13 protein-coding genes and 1 tRNA gene are annotated in these 12,957 nt (G+C 63.1%); 11 read left to right on the top strand and 3 right to left on the bottom strand.

The window, feature by feature from the left end; genetic code table 11:
- Positions 1-31: 31 nt before the first annotated feature.
- The gene (locus tag B5V03_RS20570; RefSeq protein ID WP_129272219.1) at positions 32-250 is read left to right on the top strand and encodes a hypothetical protein; all 219 of its coding nucleotides are present in this window, start codon (positions 32-34) and stop codon (positions 248-250) included.
- Positions 251-302: 52 nt separating this feature from the next.
- Here B5V03_RS20570 and B5V03_RS20565 read toward each other — a convergent pair whose 3' ends face one another.
- A complete protein-coding gene (locus tag B5V03_RS20565) occupies positions 303-1,238 on the bottom strand; it encodes a cyclase family protein (RefSeq protein ID WP_129272218.1) in 936 nt (311 codons plus the stop codon).
- Positions 1,239-1,427: 189 nt separating this feature from the next.
- Positions 1,428-2,318 (bottom strand): LysR family transcriptional regulator, encoded by an 891-nt coding sequence (locus tag B5V03_RS20560; protein WP_129272217.1) that lies wholly within the window; start codon positions 2,316-2,318, stop codon positions 1,428-1,430.
- A gap of 96 nt (positions 2,319-2,414) precedes the next feature.
- On the opposite strand from B5V03_RS20560, the gene B5V03_RS20555 reads away from it, so the two are divergent.
- The 9 genes from B5V03_RS20555 to B5V03_RS20505 all read left to right on the top strand — a co-directional run bounded on the left by B5V03_RS20555 (position 2,415) and on the right by B5V03_RS20505 (position 10,436).
- Positions 2,415-3,395, top strand: a complete 981-nt coding sequence (locus B5V03_RS20555) for an NAD(P)H-dependent flavin oxidoreductase (RefSeq protein ID WP_129272216.1) — start codon at positions 2,415-2,417, stop codon at positions 3,393-3,395.
- A 17-nt stretch (positions 3,396-3,412) separates the two neighbouring features.
- Positions 3,413-4,489, top strand: a complete 1,077-nt coding sequence (locus tag B5V03_RS20550; RefSeq protein WP_129272215.1) for an NAD(P)H-dependent flavin oxidoreductase — start codon at positions 3,413-3,415, stop codon at positions 4,487-4,489.
- A gap of 77 nt (positions 4,490-4,566) precedes the next feature.
- Positions 4,567-4,854, top strand: a complete 288-nt coding sequence (gene gatC, locus B5V03_RS20545) for an Asp-tRNA(Asn)/Glu-tRNA(Gln) amidotransferase subunit GatC (protein ID WP_129272214.1) — start codon at positions 4,567-4,569, stop codon at positions 4,852-4,854.
- Positions 4,855-4,872: 18 nt separating this feature from the next.
- The gene (locus tag B5V03_RS20540) at positions 4,873-5,088 is read left to right on the top strand and encodes a hypothetical protein (RefSeq protein WP_014494728.1); all 216 of its coding nucleotides are present in this window, start codon (positions 4,873-4,875) and stop codon (positions 5,086-5,088) included.
- Positions 5,085-6,566 carry an Asp-tRNA(Asn)/Glu-tRNA(Gln) amidotransferase subunit GatA gene (gene gatA / locus B5V03_RS20535; RefSeq protein WP_129272213.1) on the top strand — a complete coding sequence of 494 codons (1,482 nt, stop codon included), beginning with the start codon at positions 5,085-5,087 and terminating at the stop codon, positions 6,564-6,566. The genes B5V03_RS20540 and gatA overlap by 4 nt, the downstream gene beginning before the upstream one ends.
- Entirely contained in the window at positions 6,557-6,859 is a 303-nt protein-coding gene (locus B5V03_RS20530; RefSeq protein ID WP_129272212.1) for a hypothetical protein, read from the top strand. Before gatA ends, B5V03_RS20530 begins: the two co-directional genes overlap by 10 nt.
- Positions 6,856-8,334, top strand: a complete 1,479-nt coding sequence (gene gatB / locus B5V03_RS20525) for an Asp-tRNA(Asn)/Glu-tRNA(Gln) amidotransferase subunit GatB (protein WP_129272211.1) — start codon at positions 6,856-6,858, stop codon at positions 8,332-8,334. Before B5V03_RS20530 ends, gatB begins: the two co-directional genes overlap by 4 nt.
- Before the next feature lie 1,534 nt (positions 8,335-9,868).
- Positions 9,869-10,135, top strand: coding sequence for a hypothetical protein (locus tag B5V03_RS20510; RefSeq protein WP_129272208.1), 267 nt, complete (start codon positions 9,869-9,871; stop codon positions 10,133-10,135).
- A gap of 94 nt (positions 10,136-10,229) precedes the next feature.
- On the top strand, positions 10,230-10,436 hold the full coding sequence (locus B5V03_RS20505; RefSeq protein ID WP_129272207.1) for a hypothetical protein: 207 nt from the start codon (positions 10,230-10,232) through the stop codon (positions 10,434-10,436).
- 110 nt (positions 10,437-10,546) lie between these two features.
- On the opposite strand, the gene B5V03_RS20500 is transcribed toward B5V03_RS20505, so the two are convergent.
- Positions 10,547-10,639, bottom strand: a tRNA-Ser gene (locus tag B5V03_RS20500).
- 703 nt (positions 10,640-11,342) lie between these two features.
- On the opposite strand from B5V03_RS20500, the gene B5V03_RS20495 reads away from it, so the two are divergent.
- On the top strand, positions 11,343-12,917 hold the full coding sequence (locus B5V03_RS20495; protein WP_129272206.1) for a porin: 1,575 nt from the start codon (positions 11,343-11,345) through the stop codon (positions 12,915-12,917).
- The last annotated feature ends 40 nt before the right edge of the window (positions 12,918-12,957 follow it).

Here is a 12,957-nt window from a genome sequence, read left to right as displayed (position 1 = left end):
CACGCGTCGCGCTGCGGAGTGAACCCGGAACATGGATGCACTGACGCTATTCGGTCTGTTTGCCGTCACCGCGATGCTGGTCTGCTATGCGATGGAAGATCGCAGCCACTGGTTCGTGCTGCTGTTCGCCATCTCCTGCGCACTTGGCTCGGCCTACGGCTTCCTGCAAGGCGCCTGGCCATTTGGCCTCGTCGAGGCGATCTGGGCCCTGGTTGCGCTGCGGCGCTGGCGTCTCAGGCCGCAGAGATAGTTCGGGCGAGGGGCCTGCCGGGCGGCAGGCTGATCCTCGCCCGGGTTTCGGATCAGCGGATCGCGATCGGATTGATCATGGCCTGCACGCCGCCGGTCCAGCGCGGCTGGCCCAGCACGAACAGGAATTCATAGCCCTTGTCCCTGGCAAGCGCGGCCGTGTCCATGTTCTCGAGGATGTAGGTCCCGTTCATCGCGAGCAGGATCTGGTGCACCTCGAACACGTTCTGGGATTCGAACGGCAGCACTTCGAGCGCCCAGGTGTCGGCACCGATCGCGACGACACCCTTGCTGGTCAGGTATTTTGCGCCCTCGACGCCGAGGCCGGGCTCGCCCGCCGAATAGCGCTTGTCGTCCTTGCCGATCAGGCTGAGCCAGCCGGTGTGGAAGATGACGACGTCGCCCTGGCGGATCTCGACGCCCTGTTTCTTGGCGACTTCGTCGATCTCCTTGACATTGAAGGCGGTGCCTTCCTTGACGATGTCGGTGTTGTAATAGGCCGCCATGTCGAGCAGCACGCCGCGGGTGACGATCGGCGGCACCTTCTCGATGCCGAGCTTCTTCAGCCCGTTCGGATCGGCAAAGTCGGCGAGCTTGTTGCCGTTGTAATAGACGTGCTCGACGCCGAGATGTCCGAGACCGTCGAGTTGGCTGCCGATGCCAACCCATGTGTCCAGGATGTCGTCATTATAGGTGGCCTTGTTGGGACCGAGGCCTGGGCTGCCGGCCTGTCCCGGCTGCACGATGGTCAGCTTGAACGCGCGCGGCGGATAGGCCGGCGTCTGCGGCGTGACGGGAATGCCGAGGGCATAGGTCTTGCCGGTCTTTATCAGAGACGCGGCCTTGAGCACGAGCTCGGGCGTCATGTAGTTGGCGGCGCCGATCTCGTCGTTCGGTCCCCATTTCGATTTGGTCCAGTCCTGAGCGCTTGCAGTTCCTGAGATCGCCGACAACACGGCGACGCAGCACAACACGAGCGTATTGCGCATCGATAGTCCTCCCGATGTTTGTTTTGGCTTCGTTATGGTTTCGCGCTGGCCAGTGGCACATCCTAACGTAGAAGGAGCGCGGCCTTCAAAGCTTTTCGATGTGCTGCGCTGCGACGGCTGAACGCAGCGCGGATTGATTCAAACGCGATGGATTGTGACGAATTTCGTCGCGTGGAACGCTGCCTTGCATCAGGCCGCGATGACGTCCTCGTCTGTCTTCAGGCAGGAGATGAAACCGCTGAGCGCGCTGTATTGATGTCGGGCGCGGCGCTGGATGAAAAGTGTCTCGACGCGGGCGTGAACCGGGTTCAACGCGTGGATCGACACGCTGCCAATCATCGTATTGCGCTCGACCACGGCGCGCGGCAGCAGCGCGACGCCCATGTCGGCGGCGACGCAGCCGATCATGCCGTCGAGCGTGCCGAGCTCGCAGCGCGCCGCCGACGGCCAGCCGAACTCGACAAAGATCTGCTCCAGCCGCTGGCGGTAGGTGCAGCCGGTGCGGAACACCAGCGCGGTCGGCCCCGACTCCGGCGTGCCGGCGCGCAGCTCCTTCAGTGACGTCCAGCGTCGTGCGCTGACCAGCACCAGCTCTTCGCGAAACGCGCTGATGGCCACGAGATCGGCGTGCTCGATCGGTGCCGCGACAAAGGCTCCGTCGAGGACGCCATCGAGCACGGCGGCGACGAGGTCGGCGGTGGTCGCGGTGCGCAACGTCAGCCGCACGGCGGGGAAGCGGCGATGGAAATCGGCGAGCAGCGGCGGCAGCCGCACGGCCGCGGTGGTTTCCATCGAGCCGATCGCCAGCGGTCCCTTCGGCTCGCCATCGTCGCGTGCGGCGAGCACGGCTTCGTGCGACAGCGCCGCCATCTTCTGGGCATAGGGCAGGAGACGCTTGCCGGCGGCGGTCAGGGTCATGCCGCGGCTGTGCCGCTCGAACAGCGGCGTGCCGATCTCGGCCTCCAGCGCTTTCACGCGCTGGGTGACGTTGGATTGGACGGTGTTCAGCTCTTCCGCGGCGCGGGTGATGCCGCCGGTGCGGGCTACGGCGGCGAAGGTCTGGATATCGCTGAGTTCCATGGCGTCGTTTCGCTTTTGAGATGGCAGCGTTCACAACAATTCATTTTTAGAGAATGCTAGTCGCGCCTAATGTTCCTGTCCAGACCGGAGGGGGCCATGCCGATCGCGACGCCACTGACCACGCTGCTGGACATCAAGCATCCCATCCTGCTGGCACCGATGGATGTCCTCGCCGGCAGCCGGTTGGTGACGGCCGTGAGCCGTGCCGGCGGCTTTGGCATTTTGGGCGGCGGCTATGGCGAGAGGGCGTGGCTCGAGCAGGAAACCGCGAAGCTCGCGGGACTACGTGCGCCGTTCGGGATCGGTTTCATCACCTGGAGCCTCGCCAAGCGGCCCGAGCTTCTCGATATCGCGCTCGCTGCAAAACCATCTGCGATCATGTTGTCGTTCGGCGATCCGGCGCCGTTTGCACCAAAAATCAAATCCGCCGGCGCGCGCCTGATCTGCCAGGTGCAGGACGAGGCGATGGCACGGCAGGCGCTCAATGCCAGCGCCGAGGTGCTTGTTGCGCAGGGAACGGAGGCGGGTGGCCACGGTGCGTCCCGCAGCACCATCGATCTCGTGCCTGCGATCGTCGATCTCGCCGCTGGCCGTGTGCCTGTCGTCTCGGCCGGCGGCATTGCCGACGGACGCGGGCTCGCCGCCATGATGATGCTGGGCGCGAGCGGCGTGCTGCTCGGCACGCGCTTCTATGCGAGCCAGGAGGCCGACGGCGCAGAGGAAGCCAAGCGCCGCATCTGCGCGGCGAATAGCGGCTCCACGTTGCGCGGCATCATCTTCGATCTCTCGCGCAACAATGTCTGGCCGGCGCCGTTCACGGGAAGGTGTCTGGTCAACGATCACGCCCGGCGCTGGATCGGCCGCGAGGTCGAGCTGATGCAGAATGTTGCCGCAGTCGCGGCGGACTATGCCGCCGCAAAGGCGGCCGGCAATTTCGATATCGCCGCCGTGATCGCGGGCGAGGCGGTCGGACTGATCCATGATATTCCACCGGCGGCCGAGATCGTCGAACGGATTGCGACCGAAGCGGAGCAGCTTTTTGCTGGCCGCCGCAACTCCATCGCGTCCGTTGCCTGAACCAAAAGAGAAAACCCATGTGGCCTGACCGTCGACTGATCGATCTCTTCAAGACCGAATTCCCGATCGTGCTGGCGCCGATGGCCGGCGTGATGGATGCCGAGCTGGTGATCGCCGTCGCAGAGGGCGGCGGGCTCGGCTCGCTGCCGAGCGCGATGCTGTCGCCGGAGAAGGCGCGCGAGCAGGTCAACATCATTCGCCAGCGCGTGAAGGCGCCGGTGAACATGAATTTCTTCTGCCACACGCCGGTCGACCTCACAGCCGAAGCCGAGGCGCGCTGGAAGCAGAGGCTCGCGGGTTATTACACCGAGCATGGTCTCGATCCCGCCGCGCCGATCAACGCTGCGAACCGCGCGCCGTTCGATGCGTCTTTCTGCGAGGTCGTCGAGGAGCTGAAGCCGGAAATCGTCAGCTTTCATTTCGGCCTGCCTGACGCATCGCTGCTCAAGCGCGTCAAGGCGGCCGGCTGCCTCGTCATCTCGTCCGCGACGACGGTCAAGGAAGCGGTTTGGCTCGAGCAGCACGGCGTCGACGCCGTCATTGCGCAAGGCGTAGAGGCGGGCGGCCATCGCGGCATGTTCCTGACCGACAAGATCTCCGAGCAACCCGGCACGTTTGCGCTGGTGCCGCAGGTCGTCGATGCGGTGAAGGTGCCGGTCATCGCGGCCGGTGGCATCGCCGACGGGCGCGGCATTGCCGCAGCCTTCGCGCTCGGCGCTTCCGGCGTGCAGATCGGCAGCGCCTATCTGCGCTGTCCGGAGTCCAAGGTCAGTGCCGGCGGCCGCAAGGCGCTCGCTGAGGCGCGGGACGATTCCACCGTCATCACCAACGTCATGACCGGGCGCCCGGCGCGCGGTGTCCAGAACCGCCTGATGCGCGAGGCCGGCCCGATCTCACCGGACGCGCCGCCATTTCCCCATGCGGCGACCGCGCTGGTGCCGCTCAAGGCGGCCGCCGAAAAGCAGGGCAGGGTGGATTTCACCAATCTCTGGGCGGGGCAGGCCATTGCCCTCGGCCGCGAGGTCCCCGCGGCCGAATTGACCCGGGATTTTGCCAAATCGGCCCTGGCCCGCATGAAAGCCCTCGCTGGATAGGCAGGAAGCGCCGGTTGCGGCGCAAAAGCGGCCTCTGCTATACGGCAGTTAGATTTTGCCGTGAGAGGCCTTATATAATGTCCGTCGACGCCGCTACCGTCCGCCGCATCGCGCATCTGGCGCGCATTGCGGTTTCCGAGGGTGAGGTTCCGCATCTGCAGGGCGAGCTCAACGCCATGCTCGCCTTTGTCGAGCAGCTCTCGGAGGTCAATGTCGAGGGCGTGGAGCCCATGACCTCGGTCACCCCGATGCAGATGAAGAAGCGGCTGGACGTGGTCGATGACGGCGAGATCGCCGACGATATCGTTGCCAACGCGCCTGCGACCGAAGGTCACTTCTTCCTGGTGCCCAAGGTCGTCGAGTAATTTTCAGGACGCCGCCCGATGTGCATGCTTTGCGACGATGAGAAGGCCTATCAGGCCTACATGAATTATCTCGACAAGATGGAGCGGCAGGGCAAGGCCGCCGATCCCAATGTCGCCGTCAATGCCGTGCTCGACGAGATCGAGGCCGCCGCGAATGCCGCCGCCAAGAAAAAAGACGACCCGGCCAACGACAAGACCCTGTCCCCGTTTTTCTGCAGCCCGATCAATAAATGACTGATTTGACATCGCTGACGCTCGCCGAGGCCCGCAAGGGTCTCGCCGACAAGACTTTCACGTCACTCGAGCTGACCGACGCGCATCTGAGCGCGATCGAGAAAGCGCGCGTGCTCAATGCCTTCGTGATGGAGACGCCGGATCGGGCGCGCGACATGGCGAAGGCCGTGGACGAGAAGATCGCCAAGGGTGAGGGCGGCCCGCTCGCCGGCATCCCGCTCGGCATCAAGGATCTCTTTGCCACCAAGGGCGTGCGCACCACGGCGTGCTCGAAGATCCTGGGCAATTTCGTGCCGACCTACGAGTCCACCATCACCTCGCAGCTGTGGCGCGACGGCGCGGTGATGCTGGGCAAGCTCAACAATGACGAGTTCGCGATGGGCTCGGCCAACGAGACTTCGTGCTTCGGTCCCGTGGCCAATCCTTGGCGTCGCGACGGCTCCAACACGACGCTGGTGCCGGGCGGCTCGTCCGGCGGCTCGGCCTCGGCCGTGGCGGCGCTGCTGTGCATGGGCGCGACCGCGACCGATACCGGCGGCTCGATCCGTCAGCCGGCGGCGTTCACCGCGACCGTCGGCATCAAGCCGACCTATGGCCGCTGTTCGCGCTGGGGCATCGTCGCGTTTGCCTCCTCGCTCGACCAGGCCGGTCCGATCGCGCGCAGCGTGCGCGACAGCGCGATGCTGCTGCGCTCGATGGCGGGCCACGATCCGAAGGACACGACCTCGGTCGACATTCCCGTGCCGGATTACGAGGCCGCGATCGGCAAGTCGGTGAAGGGCAAGAGGATCGGCATTCCCAAGGAGTACCGTCTCGACGGCATGCCGGCCGAGATCGAAAAACTTTGGAGCGAGGGTGCGGCGTGGCTGAAGGCGGCGGGCGCCGAGCTCGTCGAGGTGTCGCTGCCGCACACGAAGTACGCGCTGCCGGCCTATTACATCGTGGCGCCGGCGGAGGCGTCGTCAAACCTCGCGCGCTATGACGGCGTTCGCTACGGCCTGCGCGAGCAGGGTAAGAATATCCACGAGCTCTACGAGAACACCCGTGCCGAGGGTTTTGGCGCGGAGGTGCGACGTCGCGTCATGATCGGCACCTATGTGCTCTCGGCCGGCTACTACGACGCCTATTATCTGCGCGCGCAGAAAGTGCGGACGCTGATCAAGAAGGATTTTGAAGATTGCTTCGCCAAGGGAGTCGACGCGATCCTGACCCCGGCGACGCCCTCGGCCGCCTTCGGCATCGGTGAGAAGAGCGGCGAAGATGCGGATCCCGTCGAGATGTACCTCAACGACATTTTTACGGTGACCGTGAACATGGCGGGACTGCCGGGCATCGCCGTGCCCGCCGGCAAGGACGCGCAGGGCCTGCCGCTCGGGCTTCAGCTGATCGGCCGTCCGTTCGACGAGGAGACGCTGTTCTCGCTCGGCGAGGTGATCGAGCAGGCCGCCGGCCGCTTCACGCCCGCGAGGTGGTGGTGAATGTCGCCGCGTTCATCGCGAGCCTCGACGGCGCGGCGCCCGCGCCGGATCTGAACGCGCCGCTCGCCGGCCTCTGGTGGGCCGGCAAGGGCGACTGGGATCAGGCGCACAAGATCGTTCAGGACGAGAGCAGCCGCGAGGCGGCCTGGGTGCACGCCTATCTGCACCGGGTCGAAGGCGATCTCGGCAATGCCGGCTACTGGTACCGCCAGGCCGGCCAGCCCGCGGCGAAAGATTCATTGGAAGCGGAGTGGCAGCGGATCGCTGTCACGCTGCTCGGGAGCACGACATGAGCACGGCCACGCACAAGCTTCTTAAAGGCGCCACCGGCGACTGGGAGATGGTCATCGGCATGGAGATCCATGCCCAGGTGACGTCGAACTCAAAACTGTTCTCAGGTGCGTCCACGACGTTCGGCGGCGAGCCGAACAGCCACGTGTCGCTGGTGGATGCCGCAATGCCGGGCATGCTGCCCGTCATCAACGAGGAATGCGTCAGGCAGGCTGTCCGGACCGGGCTCGGCCTCAACGCAACGATCAATCTGCGCTCGGTGTTCGACCGCAAGAACTATTTCTATCCGGACTCGCCGCAGGGCTATCAGATCAGCCAGTATAAATCGCCGATCGTCGGCGAGGGCGAGGTCGTCGTCGAGCTGGACGGCGGCAAGACGGCCACCATCGGTATCGAGCGGCTGCATCTGGAGCAGGACGCCGGCAAGTTGCTGCATGACCAGTCGCCGACCATGTCCTTTGTCGATCTCAACCGCTGCGGCGTGGCGCTGATGGAGATCGTGTCAAAGCCTGATATCCGCGATGCCGAGCAGGCGAAGGCCTATGTGACCAAACTGCGCTCGATCCTGCGCTATCTCGGTACCTGCGACGGCGACATGGAGAAGGGATCCTTGCGCGCCGACGTCAACGTCTCCGTGCGCAAGCCGGGCGCGCCGCTCGGCACCCGCTGCGAGATCAAGAACATGAACTCGATCACCTTCATCGGCCAGGCGATCGAATACGAAGCGCGGCGCCAGATCGAGATTTTGGAGGACGGCGGGGCGATCGACCAGGAAACGCGGCTCTATGACCCCAACAAGGGCGAGACGCGCTCGATGCGCTCGAAGGAAGAGGCGCATGATTATCGCTACTTCCCCGATCCGGATTTGCTGCCGCTGGAATTCTCGCAAGGCTTCGTGGACGCGCTGAAGACAGAGCTGCCCGAGCTGCCGGACCAGAAGAAGACGCGCTTCGTCGCCGATTTCGGCCTGTCTGCATACGATGCGAGCGTGCTGGTCGCCGAGCGCGAGAGCGCGGTGTTCTACGAGACGGTGCTCGACAAGCTCGGCAACCGCACGCGCGACGGCAAGATGGCGGCGAACTGGGTGATCAACGAGCTGTTCGGCCGTCTCAACAAGGAAGGCCGGGATATTACGGGCTCTCCGGTCGACGCCGAGCAGCTTGCCGCGATCATCGACCTGATCGGCGAGGGCACGATCTCGGGCAAGATCGCCAAGGATCTGTTCGAGATCACCTGGCAGGAGGGCGGCGATCCCCGCGCGCTGGTCGAAAGCCGCGGCATGAAGCAGGTGACTGATCTTTCGGCGATCGAAAAGGTTGTCGACGAGATCATCGCGGCCAATCCCGACAAGGCCGCGCAGGTCAAGGACAAGCCGCAGTCGCTCGGCTGGTTCGTCGGCCAGGTGATGAAGGCGTCCGGCGGCAAGGCCAACCCGCAGAGCGTCAACGACCTGCTCAAGTCCAAGCTCGGCATCTAGCCTCACGCGTTCGAACGAGGTGACGGACAACGCGTCGTCACCTCGCGCGGCGTCGAGATGACGCGCGCACGCATCGCCGACGACGAACTTCATCCCGTCGCGGTCACGGTGCGCATGCGAATCGCAGGTCGAGCGATTCGCGCAAATCGGCGACTTGCACACGCTCCGACGAGCGCTTCCGCCGTTAAGCATGAAAATAATTTCGTTGCCAAAATTCGCGACTCAGAGTCCGCGACTCGCCTCTGCGAGGCGATCGCCTGTCTTGCAGCGTGCGTCGTCGCGTTGATCGCGCGTGATGTGCGCGCGCAAGATATTACTTGCTGCATAGGGTTTTCTTGCAATCGCTGTGCTTGCCGACATCAATGCTGCGAGAAGCATTTGCAATCGTTGACGCGGGTCTTCGCGTGTCGGCAAATCAGGCGCGGCTGGCGCACGCGCACCGCGCCGTCAACACTTCCTTAAGTGAGAAGATGTTTTTTTCGTCGTGTTGGTGTATTCGGAATGAGTGTGCACTCGATCCCCGAATGCATGCAGCGATTAAGCCATCTCACACATCGGAGGGCAACATGGCCAAGAAAGCTAAGAAGGCAAAGAAGGCGAAGAAGGCGAAGAGCGCAGTGAAGAAGACTGCGAAGAAGACCCGCAAGGTCGCCAAGAAGAAGTAACTTCGCTTCTTGAAGTTGCCGGCTCCTCGAGAGCCGGCACGTCATCAGCGCCTCCTAGAGGTTCTGGTTGACGATAGAGGGTGTCGGCGAGACATCAGGTCAACGGTCGGATCGTTCTCTTCGCGGGTTCGCTCGCTAAAGTCCGGTCCGGCAGAAGAAACAAGTTTTCTTCGTTCGGTGCGGTTCTCCTCAGGGAGCCCCGCAATTTCGCAAGCGGCCTTCGGGCCAATGTGAAATCTGGTCCTGACGTGTTCGCCGACGCCCTCGTTCCTTGAGGCCGGGGTATTGCCGGCATTCCCTTATCCGACATTGCTGATCTGACCGCGACGACGTCGCGCTGCACTGACTTGGCGCAGGCGAGGGCAGCGTCGTGTCTGTTCGACGTTCGCGCGTCGCTTTCCCCATTCGCGGTGTTATCGCCCGGCTCCGACCGGGCGATCCAGTACGCCGAGACGGCTGCGGTTGAACCGATGGGCCGCGGCGTACTGGATTCCCCGCCTTCGCGGGGAATGACAGGGGCAAGTGCGGTCGCGACGGCGATCCGCTCCCACGAATTGTAGCCCCAGAGCACGCACCACCGCGTGCGATGGTTATCGTTCTCCCAAAATCCCAAGGTAAACCAAATCTGACGAATCGCGGAAGTGACTGCAAGACAGTCGCATTTTGAATTCCGCGTGCAGATCGCGTGCGCCCGCGTTTACGTCTGCTTCATCGCGATACTTAAACTGCCATTCAAATTTGCCCGCCATCATCACCTTCAACAAGCCGGCAAACGGCATGGGCAAGAAGACTTCGGGATGAGTTGAACAGTTAATCGGACGGGAGCCGCGCTCGGGGGACGAGGCGGCATAAGAAAAAGGGGATGCGTTATGTTTCAGGGTACTTTCGATCTGGAGACGGCGACACCGATCGACGCGAGCGCGCTGTCGGACGTGCTGTTCGAACGCGGCATCTATTGGGCGAGCGGCCGTTCCGGCCTCGTCGATCTCGTCGCCGCGCATAAATGGTTCAACCTCGCCGCCCTGAAAGGCCGCAAGGACGCCGTGACGCTGCGTCAGGAAATCGCCGGGCAGATGTCGGAGTCCGAGATCTCGGCCGCGCAGCGCGAGGCGAGGGCGTGGGTTTCCGCGCATTGAACTGAGAATCGCATCCGGCCCCGTGTTTTCACGGGGTGATCTGGTTGCGCTGAATCAAGTTCCTGCGTCGGGCCGCCACCTGGATCCGCCCGGCATGAGCGACCCCGACAAGAATGGCTCTGGACTGAGTCAATGGCTGCCGATTCAGATCGCGCCCGACGATTGCGATCTGGAACTCGGCCGGCCACACAAGACCGGCATTCTGCCTCTCACGTTTCCATGCCGCCGTAAGGCCGGTGTCTGGTTCAACGTCGCATTGGCGAATCTGGCGATCCCGCATCTAGGCGACACACATATATAAGGTGAGCGCGAATCGGGGTGGGCCCGTGGCGGTGATCCTTGCGCCAGGCTTACGTGCCAACGATCGCTTTCAAGAGAAAGAACGCGCAGGTCCGTGATTCTGCCGCTAGGTGGCGGAGAGGGAGGGATTCGAACCCTCGATACAGCTTGAGACCGTATGACGCTTTAGCAAAGCGTTGCCTTCAGCCACTCGGCCACCTCTCCGGTGCGAGCCTTATGCATCTATTTGCTTGGGCCGGTCAATTTGTAACCGTGTGTTTGCGCTCGAATATTCCCAGCGATTTTTTGTGGCAGAGGGCCTATCGAGCGTTCGAATCCCTTGGTCTCCGCCAGCCTGGCTGCTGGCCCCGATCCCGATATCCCCGCCATTCATAAAGAGTCTTCGCCGCGCGGCCTTGAGCGTCGCCGTAACTGCGCCAGCGCCAAGCAAAAGAGCCGCGAAGGGGAGCCCGTGCTTCTCCTTGAGTCTCCTTCTGATTCCACGATTCGAGCGCGTTGAAGCCGCTTCACAGCGTGGTCTCATCTTGGGCGCCTCAGATGGGGAATTTTGGCGGCAGATGGAACCGTCCTAAAAAGGTGAATATAAACAGCATGTTACAGGCGCGCTCCGATCACATCTGCGTGTTATTTGTGCAACACCCGTCGGAAAACAAGCTTCATTGGCCCGTTTCGGAGTGTTCTCTTGTTGTGTGTGCAAAGACGTTCGGTAATTGTGACTGAGCGACGGAGGGGGGCATCCTGAGGTCGTCCCGTTTTAGGTGGTTCGCTTAAGTCCCTCGCGTTCAGCGGGTGTGTCCGAAGGCGCGAAGCGACTAAGCGGTGAGTTAAGGGACAAGGGAACCAACCTTAGGGTGTTTCACCCAGCGGATCCGGAACCTTCCCTATAGAGCAAACTTGGAGGTTTAACATGAAGTTGGTTAAGAGCCTTTTGCTCGGTTCAGCGGCGGGTCTCATCGCTGTTGGCGGAGCGCAGGCAGCCGATCTCCCCGTGAAGGCCAAAGCGGTCGAATACGTGAAGATCTGCTCCCTGTACGGTGCGGGTTTCTATTACATCCCGGGCACCGACACCTGCATCAAGCTGGGTGGTTACCTGCGCGCTGAAGTCGCGCTGAACACGAACTCGGATTACGGTGCGCAGACAACCACCAACAACGGCTCGCGCAACCGCCTGACGAACTACTACACCATGCGCGCTCGTGAAGATCTCAACATCGACACGCGCACCGCCACCGAGTACGGCGTTGTCCGTACCTTCTTCGACGGCGTCTTCTCGTGGACGACGGGCAACTATCAGGGTCTCGGCAGTGCAACTGGCGGAACTCAGTATAGCGGTACCCTGGGTCTGAACGCGGCTGCCACGGGCCTGGCGGGTTCGAGCGGTGGCGCGGTCAACTCGACTGACGGCAACACCTCGGGCGGTTCGCTCGGCGTGTACTACGCCTTCATCCAGTTCGCCGGCTTCACGATGGGTAAGGCCGTGTCGCAGTTCGACGCGCCCTGGACCAACTACCCCGGCAACAACTACGACAGCCTCGTCGGCGGCAGCGGCACGGTCACTGGTGTCAACCAGTTCAGCTACACCGCTGACTTCGGTCAGGGCATCACGGCTGCGTTCTCGGCGGAAGACGCGACCCAGTACTATCAGGCCGGCAACCTCAACATGACCGGCGCGACTGCGGCGGGCATGGTTGGTGGTTCGTACGGTACCAACTCCATCGGCGGCTCGCGTTCGCCGAACCTCGTTGCGATGCTGCGTGTCGACCAGGCTTGGGGTCTCTTCCAGGCGTCGGTGGCTGCGCATGACAACCACGTCGGTTACTACGGCGCGACCGAAATCACCGGTCATCCTGATGACAAGTGGGGTTGGGCTGTTCAGCTTGCTCTGTCGATCAAGAACATCCCGACCGGCGCGGGTGACGTGATCAACATCCAGGGCGTCTACACCGACGGCGCGACCCGCTACAACTTCCAGAATCTGGCGGGCAGCACCTACTCGATGTTCGGCAACTCGGGCATCGCCTACCAGAGCGTCGGCTTTGCCAATGCTCCGGACACCGTGTACGTCACCGGCAGCTCGCAGGAAACCGTCAAGACCTGGGGCTTCCGCGGCGCTTACACCCACAACTGGGATCCCTACTGGAACACCGCGATCTACGGTGCCTACGCTCAGGCGCAGTTCGGTTCGCTCGGCAAGACCACCCTTTGCGGCGTCGGCGGTGCCGCCGGCGTGTTCGGTGGCCTGGCTGGTGTCACCGGCTGTAACCCGGACTTCGCCATCGGTCAGGCAGGTATCATCACCCGCTGGACCCCGGTCAAGAACCTCACGTTCTCGGCTGATCTCGCCTGGACCCACCTCGACCAGAAGTACTCTGGTACGGTTGGCGTTACCCCCTCCAGCGTGACCGCCAAGCCGACCGCTTTCTACGAGCTGAAGGATCAGGACACTATTACCCTGCTCCTCCGCGCTCAGCGCAACTGGTAAGTTCGGTCTAACTGATCGACTTCCGAGGCCCTCAGCGGGA

Source organism: Bradyrhizobium betae, assembly GCF_004123905.1.
Taxonomy (GTDB): domain Bacteria; phylum Pseudomonadota; class Alphaproteobacteria; order Rhizobiales; family Xanthobacteraceae; genus Bradyrhizobium; species Bradyrhizobium betae_A.
Note: the sequence above shows the minus strand (reverse complement) of the source record. Positions and strands in the feature narration are given on the sequence as shown.

Bases quoted from the DNA above. Each gene is read 5' to 3' on its own strand.
- B5V03_RS20570 (WP_129272219.1), top strand. From the start codon at position 32: ATGGATGCACTGACGCTATTCGGTCTGTTTGCCGTCACCGCGATGCTG.
- B5V03_RS20565 (WP_129272218.1), bottom strand. From the start codon at position 1,238: ATGCGCAATACGCTCGTGTTGTGCTGCGTCGCCGTGTTGTCGGCGATC.
- B5V03_RS20560 (WP_129272217.1), bottom strand. From the start codon at position 2,318: ATGGAACTCAGCGATATCCAGACCTTCGCCGCCGTAGCCCGCACCGGC.
- B5V03_RS20555 (WP_129272216.1), top strand. From the start codon at position 2,415: ATGCCGATCGCGACGCCACTGACCACGCTGCTGGACATCAAGCATCCC.
- B5V03_RS20550 (WP_129272215.1), top strand. From the start codon at position 3,413: ATGTGGCCTGACCGTCGACTGATCGATCTCTTCAAGACCGAATTCCCG.
- gatC (WP_129272214.1), top strand. From the start codon at position 4,567: ATGTCCGTCGACGCCGCTACCGTCCGCCGCATCGCGCATCTGGCGCGC.
- B5V03_RS20540 (WP_014494728.1), top strand. From the start codon at position 4,873: ATGTGCATGCTTTGCGACGATGAGAAGGCCTATCAGGCCTACATGAAT.
- gatA (WP_129272213.1), top strand. From the start codon at position 5,085: ATGACTGATTTGACATCGCTGACGCTCGCCGAGGCCCGCAAGGGTCTC.
- gatB (WP_129272211.1), top strand. From the start codon at position 6,856: ATGAGCACGGCCACGCACAAGCTTCTTAAAGGCGCCACCGGCGACTGG.
- B5V03_RS20510 (WP_129272208.1), top strand. From the start codon at position 9,869: ATGTTTCAGGGTACTTTCGATCTGGAGACGGCGACACCGATCGACGCG.
- B5V03_RS20505 (WP_129272207.1), top strand. From the start codon at position 10,230: ATGAGCGACCCCGACAAGAATGGCTCTGGACTGAGTCAATGGCTGCCG.
- B5V03_RS20495 (WP_129272206.1), top strand. From the start codon at position 11,343: ATGAAGTTGGTTAAGAGCCTTTTGCTCGGTTCAGCGGCGGGTCTCATC.